Source organism: Paraburkholderia antibiotica (assembly GCF_012927125.1).
Lineage (GTDB): Bacteria > Pseudomonadota > Gammaproteobacteria > Burkholderiales > Burkholderiaceae > Paraburkholderia > Paraburkholderia antibiotica.
Window position 1 is genome coordinate 1 of record NZ_JABBFZ010000012.1, and the last position, 15,581, is coordinate 15,581.

Annotated in this window: 18 protein-coding genes; 10 read left to right on the forward strand and 8 right to left on the reverse strand. The window is 64.2% G+C overall.

Features of this window, described 5'->3' with window-relative positions; all coding sequences use genetic code 11:
* On the forward strand, positions 1-94 hold a 94-nt coding region (locus tag HHL14_RS19220), incomplete at its 5' end, for an IS3 family transposase (RefSeq protein WP_169495559.1).
* 49 nt (positions 95-143) lie between these two features.
* Here the strand turns inward: HHL14_RS19220 and HHL14_RS19225 are convergent.
* The 3 genes from HHL14_RS19225 to HHL14_RS19235 form a co-directional block, all read right to left on the reverse strand.
* On the reverse strand, positions 144-767 hold the full coding sequence (locus HHL14_RS19225) for a hypothetical protein (RefSeq protein WP_230413132.1): 624 nt from the start codon (positions 765-767) through the stop codon (positions 144-146).
* Positions 764-1,342, reverse strand: coding sequence for a hypothetical protein (locus HHL14_RS19230; RefSeq protein WP_169499214.1), 579 nt, complete (start codon positions 1,340-1,342; stop codon positions 764-766). The genes HHL14_RS19225 and HHL14_RS19230 overlap by 4 nt, the downstream gene beginning before the upstream one ends.
* A gap of 465 nt (positions 1,343-1,807) precedes the next feature.
* Entirely contained in the window at positions 1,808-2,866 is a 1,059-nt protein-coding gene (locus HHL14_RS19235) for a sigma-54 interaction domain-containing protein (protein ID WP_169499215.1), read from the reverse strand.
* Positions 2,867-3,255: 389 nt separating this feature from the next.
* On the opposite strand from HHL14_RS19235, the gene HHL14_RS19240 reads away from it, so the two are divergent.
* From HHL14_RS19240 to otsA, 6 genes are all read left to right on the forward strand, one after another.
* Positions 3,256-3,573 (forward strand): DUF883 family protein, encoded by a 318-nt coding sequence (locus tag HHL14_RS19240; protein WP_169499216.1) that lies wholly within the window; start codon positions 3,256-3,258, stop codon positions 3,571-3,573.
* Positions 3,574-3,743: 170 nt separating this feature from the next.
* Positions 3,744-3,995: a hypothetical protein gene (locus tag HHL14_RS19245; protein ID WP_169499217.1), complete on the forward strand. Its 252-nt coding sequence runs from the start codon at positions 3,744-3,746 to the stop codon at positions 3,993-3,995.
* Positions 3,996-4,318: 323 nt separating this feature from the next.
* Entirely contained in the window at positions 4,319-5,719 is a 1,401-nt protein-coding gene (locus HHL14_RS19250) for a sigma-54-dependent transcriptional regulator (protein WP_169499218.1), read from the forward strand.
* 196 nt (positions 5,720-5,915) lie between these two features.
* Positions 5,916-6,161: a hypothetical protein gene (locus HHL14_RS19255; protein WP_169499219.1), complete on the forward strand. Its 246-nt coding sequence runs from the start codon at positions 5,916-5,918 to the stop codon at positions 6,159-6,161.
* A 251-nt stretch (positions 6,162-6,412) separates the two neighbouring features.
* Entirely contained in the window at positions 6,413-6,625 is a 213-nt protein-coding gene (locus HHL14_RS19260) for a hypothetical protein (RefSeq protein ID WP_169499220.1), read from the forward strand.
* Positions 6,626-6,857: 232 nt separating this feature from the next.
* Complete coding sequence (gene otsA / locus HHL14_RS19265; RefSeq protein WP_169499221.1) at positions 6,858-8,285, forward strand: alpha,alpha-trehalose-phosphate synthase (UDP-forming); 1,428 nt, start codon at positions 6,858-6,860, stop codon at positions 8,283-8,285.
* 329 nt (positions 8,286-8,614) lie between these two features.
* Here otsA and HHL14_RS19270 read toward each other — a convergent pair whose 3' ends face one another.
* The 5 genes from HHL14_RS19270 to HHL14_RS19290 form a co-directional block, all read right to left on the reverse strand.
* Positions 8,615-10,036: an MFS transporter gene (locus HHL14_RS19270; protein ID WP_169499222.1), complete on the reverse strand. Its 1,422-nt coding sequence runs from the start codon at positions 10,034-10,036 to the stop codon at positions 8,615-8,617.
* A gap of 98 nt (positions 10,037-10,134) precedes the next feature.
* On the reverse strand, positions 10,135-10,638 hold the full coding sequence (locus tag HHL14_RS19275) for a YbhB/YbcL family Raf kinase inhibitor-like protein (RefSeq protein WP_169499223.1): 504 nt from the start codon (positions 10,636-10,638) through the stop codon (positions 10,135-10,137).
* 250 nt (positions 10,639-10,888) lie between these two features.
* On the reverse strand, positions 10,889-11,335 hold the full coding sequence (locus tag HHL14_RS19280) for a very short patch repair endonuclease (protein ID WP_169499224.1): 447 nt from the start codon (positions 11,333-11,335) through the stop codon (positions 10,889-10,891).
* A 66-nt stretch (positions 11,336-11,401) separates the two neighbouring features.
* A complete protein-coding gene (gene dcm / locus HHL14_RS19285) occupies positions 11,402-12,682 on the reverse strand; it encodes a DNA (cytosine-5-)-methyltransferase (protein WP_169499225.1) in 1,281 nt (426 codons plus the stop codon).
* Between the two features lie 559 nt (positions 12,683-13,241).
* Positions 13,242-13,568: a hypothetical protein gene (locus HHL14_RS19290; RefSeq protein WP_169499226.1), complete on the reverse strand. Its 327-nt coding sequence runs from the start codon at positions 13,566-13,568 to the stop codon at positions 13,242-13,244.
* A gap of 202 nt (positions 13,569-13,770) precedes the next feature.
* Here HHL14_RS19290 and HHL14_RS19295 point away from each other — a divergent pair, with 202 nt between their 5' ends.
* The 3 genes from HHL14_RS19295 to HHL14_RS19305 all read left to right on the forward strand — a co-directional run bounded on the left by HHL14_RS19295 (position 13,771) and on the right by HHL14_RS19305 (position 15,317).
* Positions 13,771-13,962 carry a CsbD family protein gene (locus tag HHL14_RS19295; protein ID WP_169499227.1) on the forward strand — a complete coding sequence of 64 codons (192 nt, stop codon included), beginning with the start codon at positions 13,771-13,773 and terminating at the stop codon, positions 13,960-13,962.
* Between the two features lie 256 nt (positions 13,963-14,218).
* Positions 14,219-14,440 (forward strand): hypothetical protein, encoded by a 222-nt coding sequence (locus HHL14_RS19300; RefSeq protein WP_169499228.1) that lies wholly within the window; start codon positions 14,219-14,221, stop codon positions 14,438-14,440.
* 157 nt (positions 14,441-14,597) lie between these two features.
* Positions 14,598-15,317 carry a glutathione binding-like protein gene (locus HHL14_RS19305; RefSeq protein WP_169499229.1) on the forward strand — a complete coding sequence of 240 codons (720 nt, stop codon included), beginning with the start codon at positions 14,598-14,600 and terminating at the stop codon, positions 15,315-15,317.
* Positions 15,318-15,581: the final 264 nt, after the last annotated feature.

Sequence of the window (15,581 nt, forward strand, 5' to 3'; positions counted from 1 at the left end):
TTATATCCATTACTACAACCACGAACGCATCAGGCTCAAGTTGAAAGGCCTGAGTCCCGTGCAATACAGGACCCAGGCCTCGCGTACCGTTTAATCTCTAACCGTCCAACTTCGCGGGGTCAGTTCAAACCTCGCCGCTTTTTTTATTGCAGGCTGCCCCAGCGTGCGACCGCCGGTTCGGCCGTCGCCCATTTCCAGCCCTTGTCCTGCTGGCAGGCGGCCGCCGTGAACCACCTCACGGGTGCGTCAGGGCCGTCGCCGTCCTTGACCGAGAACACGAATTCCTTGCACAGCACGAGTGACGAGCTGACCGCGCGGGTCACGCGTATCTCGCCGTGGCCGTTCTCGATCGGCAACGTATGCTTGACCGACCACGGCTTCGTCTCGCCGACCGCCATCGTGCCGGCCAGCGCCGCCATCAGATCCTGCTGATCCTTGTGCATGCTGCGCATGTAGCGGGCGATGGCTTCGTCGGTTGCGGCTTGCACCGCGACGCCGACGCCGAGCGCGACGGCCGGATTGCTGGTGACGATGCCGGACGCGACGCCCGCGGCCGCGCCGCTTGCCGCGCCGATCGACGAGCAGCCGCTCGTCAGCAGGCTCGCGCCGACGCACAGCGCGCCGGCGGCGAGAAGCCGCAGACGATTGCCGCAGACGGATGAGTTGCGTAAGCGCGCGCCACGCTGCTTTGACTCAGGCGAAGCACACGGCGTCGACTCGGACGAAGCTTGCGATGAAGCCCGAAGTGAAGCGACGCGCGCGATCATTGCAGCGCGCCCCAGCGCTCGGTGGCGGGTTCGGCCGAGGCCCAGCGCCAGTCCTTGCCGTCACGGCAGATCGATGCGATGTAGAAGGCGCTGCTGGCCGGCACGTCGCGCTTCGCTTCCTGGTCGACGGAGAAGACGATCTCCTTGCAGTCGAGCGCGCCGGTGCTGATCAGACGGCTGACCGTCACGCGACCGTGTTCGTCGTCTTCGATCGGGAACGAGTGGACGATGCTCCAGGGGGCCACCGCGCCGATTTCGAGCGGACCGGCCGCCTGCGCGATGCTGTTCTGTGTGTTGCGATGGACCACGCGCTCGGAGTACTGCACGCCGGCGCGCGCCGCGGCGACCGCGCCGAGACCGATACCGGTCGCGACGGCCGCATTGCTGGTGACCTTGGTCGCAACCGCGGCACCCGCGATACCGGCGCCTGCTACCGCGCCTTCCGAATACAGCGAGCTACAACCGCTCAATGCCGACGATACCGCCAGCGCGAGCGCGATGAGCGCCGTTGCGTGAGGGCGTTTGCTTGCGACAACGGTTTTCGCGTTGCCGGCCCACACCATGTTCTTTTGCATTTCTCTTGTCCCTGCCGTACAGGTGCCATCGATCACGCGCGCGGAGCATGTGAACGGGAGGCACGTCGTTCAATACGCTGCCGCATTGTGCAGGATGCGTTTTGTAATTGGCACTGGGAAAATGCAAGAAATTGCAAAACAGCGTGCGGGGTGCAAGATTTTCTGAATGAGATCGGAAATATTTTGCCTGGTTATCCCAGGTAATTTGCGAATGAGACAAATTTTCCGTCAGAGTTGTTCGAATTAGAGAGGGTGTAGCGAAACGACGCCCCGACGAGCTTCGGTGCACGCGTGCGGCGGCAGCATGATGCGCGGTGAAAACAAGGGGTGAAATGATACGGTGCGAAAGACGCAATAATGCACGACGCGGATGAGGCGGCGTGTACGACGCCGCGCATCTGGAGGGAATGCCGCGAGCCGCAATCGTGGATCAGCGGCGCGCGGCACTACGCCATCGAGAGACCGCTATTGCTCCGCGTCGTCTTCGCCGCTCCCGTCGCCGTACGCGCTCAAGCGGTTGTACAGCGTTTTCAGGCTCACGCCGAGCGCTTTCGCCGCGCGTCGTTTGTCGCCGCCGCAATATTTGAGCGTGCCGAGAATGATCTGCTTCTGCGCGTCGGCGAGCGGCGTGCCGATCCATACGCTCATCGCGTCGCCCTGCGTGACCGCCTTCTTGACCCGCGACGCGAGATGCGGATGCGGCAACTCGACCGTCTTCTCCGCAAGAATGAACGCGCGATACACCGCGTTCTTCAGTTCGCGCACGTTGCCGGGCCACGACCACGCGCGCAGCGTTTCGATCGAGCGCTTGCTGAAGCTCTTGTTCGTGCCTTCCTGCTGATTCAGTTGCATCAGGAAGTATTGCGCGAGCAGTTCGCGATCGCTCTCGCGCTCGCGCAGCGGTGGCGCGCGCAGCGGAAAAACCGCGAGCCGGTACATCAGGTCTTCGCGCAAGCCGTTTTCCTTCACGGCCACTGCGGGGTCGCGATTGGTCGCGGCGATCACGCGCACGTTGCCGCTGATCAGCTCGTTGCCGCCGACCCGATAGAACGTGCCGGTTTCGAGCGCGCGCAACAGTTTGACCTGGCGCACCGGCGCCATTTCGGTGATTTCGTCGAGAAACAGCGTGCCGCCGTTCGCATGCTCGAAGTAGCCGATGCGGCCTTGTACCGCGCCGGTGAAGCTGCCTTTCTCGTGGCCGAACAGTTCGGCCTCGATCAGTTCGTCGGGAATCGCGCCGCAATTCACGGCGACGAATGCGCTGTCCTTGCGGCTGCTGCGCTCGTGAATCGTGCGGGCGATCAGCTCCTTGCCGGTGCCCGATTCACCGATGATCAGCGCGGTCGCGTCGGTATCGGCGACGCGCTCGATCTGCTCGTACAGATCCAGCATCACCGGCGACGAGCCGAACAGCAAGCCGTACGATTTCAGTCCCGCGACGCCGTCCGCGACGCGCTGCTTCGCTTGTGACGAAGCATTGCCGCCAGCGGAAACGGTGGGCGAGTCCAGATCGATTGACGCCATAAACGGGGAGTCCTGTGCAAATGAAGTTCGTGCTGCGGCGCGCAGGCCTTGAACGTAATGAACGCAAATGGCCAGATACAGCCACTATCTCACAAACATCGATTTAACCACTTCGACACTGTTTCCGGCAATCGATGCGGCGCCGCACGAAATAGCTCTGCGCCCGATCGGTCGAAAAGTGCCCAAATAGTGCCTGTTTCAGTGTGCTTGGACGGTAAATTTACCGGGCACGTGCTTTGCATCATTGACCGACTCATCCAATCGTGCGAGCTTTTGGCCGGCAGCCGCTAGCAAGGTGCGAGGCAGCCGGCGACGGGCGCATGCGTTATCCAGCGACGCACGCATACCGCGAAGTCCGCACGAACGCCGACCTGGACGAGGAGTGAACGATGACCGATACCACGCAACAACTTGCACTCGGCGGCCAGAAAATTGTCGAGGATCTCCGGGTGCTGTTGAAAGATTCCGAGGAAATGCTGCGGCTTGCCGCCAACGTGCCGGGGGAGGGCGTCGACGCGTTGCGCAGCCGCCTCGGCACGCACGTGGAAACGCTGCAGTCGACGCTCGGCGACGCGCAACGCAATGCCCAGCGCCGCTATCGCGAGGCGACGGTGACGACCGAGCGCTACGTGCGTCACAACCCGTGGCGCTCGTTGGCACTCGCGGCGGGCACCGGCTTTCTGCTTGGCGTGCTGGTCGCGCGTTAGGGGCATTAAGTTAAGTTAGGTCCAGGCTCGGCGGTTTCTGATGAGTTTCGGCACGGTTTCGTCGCGTTTGCGTGGATCGACGTCGTCGTGCGGCGCAGTGCACGACACTCGCAATGCATGACCTTTACACCGCACGCCTCGCATCCCCGACTCAAGTAAAGGAGTTCACGATGGCACGACCCACAATTGGCATCTTCGGCGCGTTGATGGCGCTTGGCGGCTTTCTGGCGGTTCGCTACGTGCAGCACAAACGCAGTGGGCAATTTTCCGCCGCGCGTGACCTGAGCCGCTGGGAGAACGAGGGCGGCGCGGTGGCCTCTCCGGCGCCGAGGGCGGAGGAGGTCGCGCCGGCCACGCAAAGTACCAACGGTTCGGGACAGATGAATGGCGAAGGCCACGCGTGGCCGTTTCCGCGCGGCTGACGCGGCCGCCTGGTCAGTGTTACGGCCGGATTTTCCGGTCAGCACGCGCACGCCGGCGCGCGCGCGTTTTCGCCCTGTGCCGTCGGCCGCAGATTGTCGGGCGACGCCTGGAAGTGCTTGTTAAATGCGTGCTATAAAGTCGTATAATGGTTAAATAAACAACAATGAGGCGGTAATTTCTGCGATTTGCCGTGTAATTGTTGCAATTTTTTGCGAAATAAATGACCGGCGCGACTTGACGTGTGTAGCCGGCGGTCTTTGCCGCATGCCCGCTCGCATGCGTCGCTTATTTCCTACCCACGCTTGCAGGCTTTCGAAACGCGATGCCACATGTACTGATTGTCGATGACGACGCGGGTACCCGCGAGGCGCTTTCCGCCATCATCGGGGAAGACGGACTGACCACCGCCACTGCGGGCGATCTGCGCGAAGCACGGATTCAACTGGTCCGGCAGATGCCGGATGTCGTTTTCACCGACCTCAAGCTGCCCGATGGCAGCGGGGTCGATCTGTTCGAAGATCTCGATCCGCGCTCCGGCGTCGAGTTCATTGTGATCACCGGCCACGCGACGGTGGAGTCGGCGGTGAGCGCGCTGAAAATGGGCGCGGCCGACTACCTCGTGAAGCCGATCAACATGCAGCGCGTGAAGGCGATCCTGTCGCGCCTGCCGCGCGCCGGCGACCTGAAGGCCGAGATCGGCACGCTGCGCGGCGAGTTGCGCCGCATGGGCCGCTTCGGTCTGATGCTGGGCAATTCGCCGGCAATGCAGGAGGTCTACGACCAGATCAGCCGGGTCGCGCCGACGGCGGCGTCGGTCATGCTGGTCGGCGAATCGGGCACCGGCAAGGAAGTCGCCGCGCAGACGCTGCACGAGTTGAGCCTGCGCCGCAAGCACGCGTTCCTCGCGGTCAACTGCGGCGCGATCTCGCCGAACCTGATCGAATCGGAGATGTTCGGCCACGAGCGCGGCTCGTTTACCGGCGCCGACAGGCAGCACAAAGGTTATTTCGAGCGCGCGAACGGCGGCACGCTGTTCCTCGACGAAATCACGGAAATGCCGATCGAGCTGCAGGTAAAACTGCTGCGCGTACTCGAGACCGGCATGTTCATGCGCGTTGGCACGACGAAGGAAATCGAAACCGACGTGCGTCTGATCGCGGCGACCAATCGCGATCCGGAGCAGGCGGTGCTCGAAGGCAAGCTGCGGCTCGATTTGTACCATCGGTTGAACGTGTTTCCGATCAGCCTGCCGCCGCTGCGCGATCGCGGCAAGGATGTCGAGCTGCTCGCGCAGGCGTTCCTCGATGAACTGAACGAGCGTCATGGCACGAAGAAGCATTTCCCGGCCGCGGTGAAGGAGATGCTGCTGACGTATCCGTGGCCCGGCAACGTGCGCGAGTTGAAGAACTACGTGCAGCGCGCGCACATCATGTCGAGCGCGGATTCGGATAACACCGCCACCGTGCCATTGCAGATCTCGTTGTCGAAGCCGGCCGCCGGCACCGCGATCACGATTCCGTTCGGCACCTCGCTCGCAGAGGCCGACCGTCAACTGATTCTGGCAACGCTCGAGCAGTGCGGCGGCGTGAAGACGCGCGCCGCGGAGATCCTCGGCATCAGCCTGAAGACGCTGTACAACCGTCTCGTCGAATACGGCAACGATGCGCGCGAAGACGGCGACTCCGCCGACGAATCGCGCGCGTTAGGCGGCGCGGACGCCTGAGTGACACGCGGCCGCATCGGTGGCCGCTGTCGCTGTATGACCTACGGCCGCCGCGCTCTTCGCTCGGTGCCTTCAGGCAAACCGACGCCATCAGCGCGCGCACCTGGTTGTCGGACCGCCCGCATTGCCGGGCGGTCCCCGCACAACGGCACATGCCTTGCTGCGTTCGAGAAGAACGTAAAACGAGGTCACCGAGATGCCGCACAACGCTGCCGTTCCCGTGTCGTTCCCGCTACACGCTCACCGGCCCGAGCCGGTCGAGCCGCCCACCACGCCTCCTCCCGCGCCGCCGAATCCGGCCGAGCCCGATACGGTTCCCGGCCCGTCGCCCGATCCGATCGAACCCATCGAACCGTTGACGCCGCCGATCGGCGATCCGCCGCCACAGCCCACGCAAACTCCGCAAGCTGGCGCGTCCCGTCCGCCGTCGATGCGGTGCTGAAAGCAGGGTTGAAAGTACCGAATCAAGGGCAGCTTCGAGGCATGACGACGTCATTCCGGGCACGTCATTCCGCGCGCTTTCCTCGCTGCAATCACCGTCGCACCGCCCCGGAGCCGTTGCCCCAAAACCGGGCGGCGAATTTATGTACTTGTTACAAAGCCGGCGCATCTTTTACCGGCAATTTACCGTTGCGCCCCCTAGACTGTATGGATGCCGCAACAGGCGGCACGCTTCCTCCGGAGGCATTGACCATGAGACATCCCGCATTGCGACGTTCCGCCCGGCATTCGAAGCGCGGCCCCCGGCCGGCCGACGTGCAGACTGAGCCGGCGGAGTCGCCGGACCCGGCGGCGCAGAACCGGATTGCGCCGCATACGCCACCGGACGGCGAGCACAACCAGGGCGGGGTGCGTCAGGAAGGGCTCGAATACCAGCGTGATCTGGGCTCCGAGCAGGACGCCTGAGGGCCGTCGAGCGCGGCGAGACAGCTGTCGCGTGCTCGACGGTCGGTAAAGAAAACTTCCGGCTTCGTCCTGTCAGGCAGAAAAAATTTCTTCGCGGTTTCTTGACGCCGCGTGGTTTTACTCGTCCGTCACATCTGCATACAACTTTATTTCTTGCATCTCTAAATTCGGCACGCGACTTGCATGCACCGTTTTGGCACATATCCGCATACAACGAAACAATGGAGCACTAATGAGCAGATTGATCGTGGTATCGAATCGTGTCGCACCGATTCAGGAAGCGCGCCCGGCGGCGGGCGGCCTTGCGATCGGCGTACTGGACGCGCTGAAGGAGACCGGTGGCGTCTGGTTCGGCTGGAGCGGCGAAACCGTCAGCGAACCGTCCGCGCCCGTGATCGAGAAGCAGGGCAACGTGACGTACGCGACGGTGGGCCTGACCAAGCGCGACTACGATCAGTACTACCGCGGCTTTTCGAACACGACGTTGTGGCCGACCTTCCACTACCGCAACGACCTGTCGCGCTACGATCGTGAGGATTACGCGGGATATCAGCGCGTCAACGCGACGCTCGCGAAGCAGTTGAAAGAGCTGCTGAAGCCCGACGACATCATCTGGGTACACGACTACCATCTGCTGCCGTTCGCGCGTTGCCTGCGCGAGCTCGGCGTAAAAAACCCGATCGGCTTTTTCCTGCACATTCCGTTTCCGGTGCCCGAAGTGCTGCGCACGATTCCGCCGCACGAGGAACTCGTCAAGGCGATGTGCAGCTACGACGTGATCGGTTTTCAGACCGAGGCGGACCGCCAGTCGTTCGTCGACTATATCGAGCGCGGCCAGCACGGCACGTCGAGCGAAGACGGCATGGTGCACGCGTATAACCGCTTCCTGAAAGTCGGCGCGTATCCGATCGGCATCTATCCGGACGCGATCGCGAAGGCCGCCGAGCAGTTCACCGACCGCAAGCCGGTGAAGAGCCTGCGCGACGGCATGCGCGGGCGCAAATTGATCATGAGCGTCGACCGGCTCGATTATTCGAAGGGACTGGTCGAGCGCTTCCAGGCATTCGAGCGGCTGTTGCAGAACGCGCCGGGCTGGCACGGCCGGGTGTCGCTGGTGCAGATCGCGCCGCCGACACGCGCCGACGTGCAGACCTATCAGCGTATCCGTCAGACACTCGAAGGCGAGGCGGGCCGTATCAACGGCCGGTTCGCGCAGCTCGACTGGACACCGATCCAGTATCTGAACCGCAAGTACGAACGCAATCTGCTGATGGCGCTGTTCCGGCAGTCGCAGGTCGGCTACGTGACGCCGTTGCGCGACGGCATGAATCTCGTCGCGAAGGAGTATGTCGCGTCGCAGGATCCGGCCGATCCGGGCGTGCTGGTGCTGTCGCAATTCGCGGGCGCGGCCGAGCAGTTGCCGGGCGCGCTGGTCGTCAATCCGTTCGATCTGTCGCAGATGGCCGAAGCGCTCGAGCGCGCGCTATCGATGCCGCTCGCCGAACGTCAGGCGCGCCACGCGGACATGATGAAGCCGATGCGGGAGAACAACCTGTCGGTGTGGCGCGATACGTTCCTCGACGATCTGCGCCACGTCGCGACCGCTTCTTCGGTGACGGCCAAAGCGGTAAAGCTCGCTGACGTGACGGCATCGTCCTGAGCGGACGGACGCTGCCCGCGTGGGCGGGCGGCGTGCATGTCGATCACGTCCCGAGGTGCGGCGGCAGGGAAGATCGGAGAACGAAGCAAATAGATTCGCAGCGGGCTCAAAGCAGAAGGGCGCGCATCGCGTCGTGCGATGCGCGCCCTTTTGCGTGTGGGACGTGTGGGGCTTGCGCGGTGGATGCGTCTGTTCGCGCGGCGGTCCGCGCCGAATGCATGAGCGCGAATGCACGTACAAGCCCGGATACAAACGCAGGTACAAGCGCACATGTAAGCGCACCTGCCGGCCCATCTAAAGGCGACACAAGCGCAAACGCCAATACGCCCTCAAGCCGGCTGCGCGGCCTTCTGCGTGACCCGCATCGTGCTGACGACCGCCGCGACCGCCGCGAACCCCGCGGCCACATACAGCGCGATGATCGTGCCGTTCTGCGGCGCGACGCCGAAGATCAGCGCGACCAGCGCCGCGCCGAGCGTCTGGCCGGTCAGGCGCGCGGTGCCGAGCATGCCGCTCGCGCCGCCGCTGCGCTCGCGCGGCGCCGAAGATAGCATCGTGCGATTGTTCGGCGACTGGAAGATGCCGAAGCCCGCGCCGCACAGCGCCATGCGCCACGCGATCTGCAGCGGATCCGGGTGCGGGCCGAGCGTCGCGAGCAGCAGCAGACCGGCCGTCAACGCCGCGAGGCCGATGCCGCCGAGCCAGCCCGCCGACACCTTGTCCGACAGCACGCCGGAAATCGGCGCGGCGAGGATGATGATCGCGGGCCACGGCGTCATCAGCAGACCGGTTTCGACCTGCGACATGCCGAGGTTTTCCTGCAGCATGAACGGCAACGACACGAAGGCCAGCATCTGCGCGCAGAACGAACACACCGACGTGCCGATCGACAGCGCGAACACCGGAATGCGCAGCAGATCGATCGGCAGCAGCGGCGCGGTTTGCGTGAGCTGACGGCGCACGAAGAAGTAGCCGATTACGAGCGCGCCGAGCGCTTCGAGCGTCACGTAGCCGAAGCGCTCGCCGTGGCCGAGGCCGTCGACCGCGAAAATCAGCAGGCCGAACACGAGCGCGTTCATCACCGCGCTCAGATAGTCGTACGGCGATTCGTGGCCGGGGTTCATCGGCAGCGCCTTGAAGCCGCCGACGATCGCCGCGATCCCGATCGGCACGTTGATCGCGAACAGCCACGGCCACGACGCGACCGCGAGCACGCCGGAGGCCACCGTCGGCCCGACCGCCGACGACACCGCCACCACCATCGCGTTGATCGCGACGCCGCGCCCGAGTTGCGAAGGCGGGTAGATCATGCGTACGAGCGCGGTGTTCACGCTCATGATGCCGGCCGCGCCGAAGCCCTGCACCACGCGGGCGAGCGCGAGCGCCGGCAGCGAGGTGGATAGCGCGCAGCCGAACGACGCCACCGTGAACAGGATCAGCCCGGACAGATAGATGCGCCGGTAGCCGATGCGGTCGCCGAGCGATGCGAGCGGCAACAGCGAGATCGTGATCGCGAGCTGGTACGCGTTGACGACCCAGATCGACGCGGCGGCGCTGGCGTTGAGATTGCGGGCGATGGTCGGCAGCGCGACGTTGGCGATCGCGCTGTCGAGCACCGCGAGCGTCAACGCGAGCGCGATCACGAGCATCGCCCAGTAGCGTTGGGGAACCGGCAGGCCGACGTCGGCGTGTTCGAACGAAGAAGCGGCGGACGACGCGGAGCCGGTCTTACGCGAGGGTTGTGCGTGCATCGATTATTCGAGTTGTAGTGGGGCGGCGCGGATGGGTTGGCCGTTGCGTTTCGCGCCGGGCGTCCGCGTTGCCGGGACGCCAGCGCCGCATGCCGATGTTATTTGAGTTCGTAGAGGCCCGTGTGGGTCGTCGAGTCGATTTCGTTCAGGTGCGTCATGAAGCGCGCGATCGCGTTGGTGGTTTCCGCGCTTATCGGCAGATGCGGCACCTTCAGCGCATGCAGCCGGAAGATGTAGCGATGCGTGCGGTCGCCGCGCGGCGGCGCGGCGCCGCCGAAGCCGACCGTACCGTAGTCGTTGCGCACCTGCAGCGCGCCTTGCGGCAGCAGCGAACCGTCCGCCTTGCCGGCGTTACGCGGTAGCGAGCGCACATCGGCCGGAATGTTGACGACGACCCAGTGCCAGAAGCCACTGCCGGTCGGCGCGTCGGGATCGTGGACGGTCAGCGCGAAGCTTTGCGTATCGGCGGGCGGCGCTTCCCATTGCAGCGATGGCGAGATGTTTTCGCCGTCGCTGCCGAACGCCTTGTCGTTGTATTCCTGGGCTTTCGGCATGAAGCCGTTGGTGGGAAAGTCGTCGGACCAGAGACGGAAGTCAGCCATGATGTGCCTCCCTTGTTGATTGGTTCTGGGATCGTTGGAGCAAGCGATGGCGCGGCGGCCGGATGGCCGGGGCGCATGCAACGGCACGCCGGATGGCAGCGGGACGGGCCGCGAAAACATCTGAAAAACAGCCCGGAAAGTACTGTGCGGTTCATCTCGAAAGCGCTCCGGGTTAGCTTGTCGAGTGTAGCACCAGCGGTCGCGAGACTCGCGCGAGCCGCACAGCGACGCGTGGTTTTCGGCGTGGGTTCTAGCTGCGTTCCTCGAACTGGGGCGCGTCGCTTTTCAGCCAGTCGACAAGCCGTTCGATCACGCCCGCGATATCGCGATTCGCACCGCGCAAAGCGCATTCCCACACCACCGCGACCCGCCAGCCGCTCGCCAGCAGCGCGGCGCGCACCTTGTCGTCGTTGCTGCGATTGCGGCCGATCTTGTCGCGCCAGAACTCGGGGCGCGTTTGCGGCCACTTGAACAGATGGCAGTCGTGACCGTGCCAGAAACAGCCGTGCACCAGCACGACCGCGCGATAACGCGGCAGCACGATGTCGGGACGGCCGGGCAGGTCGCGCGCGTCGAGCCGGAAGCGGAAGCCCTGCCGATGCAGCAGGCTGCGGATCAGAATCTCCGGCTTGGTGTTGCGGCCGCGAATGCCGGACATCATGCGGCTGCGGGTCGCGCTATCGACGATATCGACCATCGTCAGCGGGCGAACGCAGTGCGCGCGGTGAGTGGGCTACGTGGGCCACGTGATAGGGCGGGGCGCTTAGGCATGGAGCGGTTGCGGGCGTTTCGAGGCATCGCGGGTCGGTTGGGCGAGCAGGATTTGCACGTGCGGGAGCATGATACGCGCCACTTCGCGCATCACCGGCATCACGACGCTGTTGCCGAACTGACGGTACGCCTGGGTATCGCTGACCGGAATCCGGAAGGTGTCGGGAAAGCCCATCAGGCGCGCGCATTCGCGCGGCGTCAGGCGCCGTGGCCGCAGCGCCTCGCCCTGATAGACGAGAATTTCGGAGCCGTCCTTGTGATAGCGCGCCGACAAGGTACGCGTGACGCTATCCGGATACGCCATGCCGAAACCGAAACCGTTGCCCGCCGCGCGATGCTTGGCCGCGTAGTGCTGCAGATAGGCCCACAGCTTTGGGGTGAGCGTGTACTTCGGCTGCACGCAGCGCGCGGCATGGTCGAAGAAACGATCGTGGTCCCACGGCAGCACCGGTTCGCTGCCGTCGGTGCGATGCAGGATCGAGCCGAGCCGCGGACCGTGCTCGGGCAGGCGCAGATCGTCCCACGTGAACTCTGTCTTGCCGCGAAAGCCGACGATGATGATGCGCTCGCGATGCTGCGGCGTGAAATGCTGGCCGTCGATCACGCGGTAATGCACTTCGTAGCCGAGTTCGTCGCGCAGCGTTTGCAGGATCACGTCGAAGGTGCGGCCCTTGTCGTGCGACAGCAGGTTCTTGACGTTTTCGAGCAGGAACGCGGCGGGGCGCTTCTCGGCGATGATCCGCGCGACATCGAAAAAGAGCGTGCCCTGGGTCGTGCATTCGAAGCCGTGCGGCCGGCCCAGCGCGTTTTTCTTGCTGACGCCCGCGATCGAGAACGGCTGACACGGAAAGCCGCCGAGTAGCACGTCGTGGTTCGGCACCTCGTCGGCGGGAAACGTAACGATGTCGCCGATCAGCGCATGGCCGTCGCCGCCCGGATAGTTGTCGCAATAGGTGCGGGTCGAGAACTCGTTCCACTCGCTGGTCAACACGCACTCGCCGCCGTGCGCCTCGAAGCCCATGCGGATGCCGCCGATTCCCGCGAACAGATCGATGAAGCGAAACGACGCCGCGTCGCCCGCTGAGTTCGCCGCTCGCGCGCCTTGTCGCAGCAAGTCGCGCAGCGCGGGCTCCAGCATCGCCGGACAAGGCGTCTCGCCTTTTTCCCAGCGACGTATCGTCTTGATGTCCTTGCCGACGTGCGCGGCGATTTCGCGTTGGGTGAAGCGGGCGCGCGCCTGCTTAAGCAGGTCGAGCGAGGCGGCGAGGGTCACGTGGCGTCCTTGCTGGGAATTTTTGCGGACATTATGACCTAAGGTCGTCCCATTTCCCTATTTTTACCGGTGTCGGAACCCGATTTTTCTCGCGCTTGTTGCGTTGCCGCCTCGTCGCGTTCGTCGACATGGAAATTGGGTTGTCATGAGTCGGCGTGTAGGCTTGTCGCGTGACGCCGGTTCCCTGCGTTGCGATGTGTGTTTGAGGCCGCGACCTTGTGCGCGGCTTTTTTTTCGCGCGTGTGTTTGGCGCAGGTGAGGGCGGGGCTTGAGCGAGGGGGATGCCTGGGCGGAGCGGCGCTGGTAAGGCGTAAGCGTGGGCGATGTGCGCGCAGGTGTTGTTTGCGTTTGCGGGATGCAGGCAGGGGCGTGTCGGTCGTGCCGGCCGGTTGATGCCGGGCGCGGTGGCTTCTTTGCGTCGGCGGTTCAACTGGCGCGACGACGGGGCCCGAGTTGCGCACGAACGGCCCGGAGGCGGGGGTATGCGCCGGTTGTCGTTGGCGTGGGTGACGCATAGACGGACGCGTCGGTTTCCCGGCCAGGGCTCAGGCCTGAGGCTTCAGGCCGAATGCAGCGTCTCGACTGCGCAAGCCGGCTGAAACGGCGCGGCGACGGCCGGCGCGAAGCGCTCCCATTCCGGCTGCGGTGTGGCTTCGAAGTGGGCGAGTTGCAGCAGCAGACCGTCGACTTTGCACAGTTGCGCGTGACTGAGGTGACCGGCGTCGAGCAGCGCGTTCAGACGCCTGCGCCAATAGGCGGGCGGCAGGATCGGGCCGCCGAAGTCGCCACGCAACGACACGTGCATGACGCGCGCGATATGCGCGATGTCCCGATCGATCAACGCAGCCTGCGATGATCCCGAAAGCGTAGCGAGCATGTGGTCCATGGCCCCTCCCTGAGCGTTTTTACGGCGGCGCGCGGCAAGACTTTAGGGCTGTCGATGAAAATTTTTCGCGATCGCTTGCCTATATCGACCGCTGCGCAGCGCGCCACGCGGGGTCGGTCGTCGGGCATAGCCGTTGCTGTGTCCGGATACCGGTGGAATGCCACGCCGGCATTTCGGTTGATCGCAAATAAAGGAGTCCAGCATGAACAAGGATCAGGTGAAGGGCGTCGGTGAGCAGATCAAGGGCAAGGTGAACGAGGCCGTCGGCAAGGCCACGAACGACCCCGCGAAGGAACTGAAGGGCGATTTGCAGCAAGGCGCCGGCAAGGTGCAGAAGGCCTATGGCGATGCGAAGGAAGACGCCAAGGATCAGGCCAAGCGCCACAACCCGTAAGACCCTCGCGCGCCCGTTCGGCGTAGTTTGTCGTAACGGCATAGGCGTCGCGCATGCCGCGGCGCCTTTTCTGTTTTCGTGCGGCGTGGGCGTTTAGAGCGCATGTTGTCCCGTCATGGGAGTTGAGGCCTCAGTGGCCGCGACCGCGACGCGAGTGCGAATTCGCCTGGGAGTAACCCGTGCTTGCGATGATGACCGTTCCGCGCGCGCGGCGACGCCTTTAGACTTGGCGCATCCGATCAGGAGATGGCGCCAGATGACACCCGAAAAAATACTTTCGATGTTCGAACGGCAGTACCTGGAAGGCAAGGCGCCGCCCGATCTCGAGGCGACCTGCGCGGGCTTTGCGACATGGCTCGCGGCGGCGTGGGAACTGCTCGACGGCAACGAGAAGACGCTGCTGCTGACGGTCGGCGCGACGTTGTGGCGCGAAGGTTTCAACGCACGGGCGGGGACGACGACGAAAGATTTGTGGTGATCCCGACTGCGAGCGTGGTCGGCAGCGCAGGGGGGAAGAAGGGATGAACGCGCGGCGCTCGTAAGCGCTTCGCGTGGCCGCGCACGCGGCGCGCCGAGTCGGTTTATATTGGGCGGTCCTGCACACACACTCTTTCTCGCCGAGGCGACCCGAACCCATGACCGAACTGTCCGCGCGTTTGTCCACTTTCCCGATCACGAAAAAATGGCCGGCCGAGCATCCGGACCGCATCCAGCTCTATTCGCTGCCGACGCCCAACGGCGTCAAGGTTTCGATCATGCTCGAGGAAACCGGCTTGCCGTACGAGCCGCATCTGGTGCGCTTCGATACCGACGACCAGATGACGCCCGAGTTTCTGTCGCTGAACCCGAACAACAAGATTCCGGCGATCCTCGACCCGAACGGACCGGACGGCAAACCGCTGCCGCTGTTCGAATCGGGCGCGATCCTGATCTATCTCGCCGACAAGAGCGGCCAGCTGATTCCGCGCGACGCCGCCGGCCGCTACGAAACGATCCAGTGGGTGATGTTCCAGATGGGCGGCATCGGACCGATGTTCGGCCAGGTCGGCTTCTTCCACAAATTCGCTGGCAAGGACTACGAGGACAAACGGCCGCGCGATCGCTACATCGCCGAGTCGAAGCGGCTGCTCGGCGTGCTCGAACAGCGGCTCGCGGGACGCGCGTGGGTGATGGGCGATCAGTACACGATCGCCGATATCGCGATCTTCCCGTGGGTGCGCAATCTGGTGGGCTTCTACGAAGCGGGCGAACTGGTCGGCATTCAGGACTTCCCGAACGTGCAGCGCGTGCTGGCGGCGTTCGTCGAGCGTCCGGCGGTGGCGCGGGGGGTGAATATTCCGAAGCGGGCGGGGTGAGAATTGGGCATCTGAGCGCCGGCATGGCTTACGTAGTGTTGTAGCGAAGGCGAAGCGATCATGGCTGGTTATCCGGCCTGCTTCGCCGACCGGTAAGCCGATGCACGAGCGCTCTCGCTCGTCGTGCACGGCGCTTTGGCGGGACGCTTTATTTCTCCGCTAGTTTTTCTCTTCCCCTTCACATTGAGCGCATTCGTTCGTACACGGATTCAGGGGCAGGGCGCGGGTGCTCTCGGAACGCTTCGGCGAATGAAGCGCTCGCGG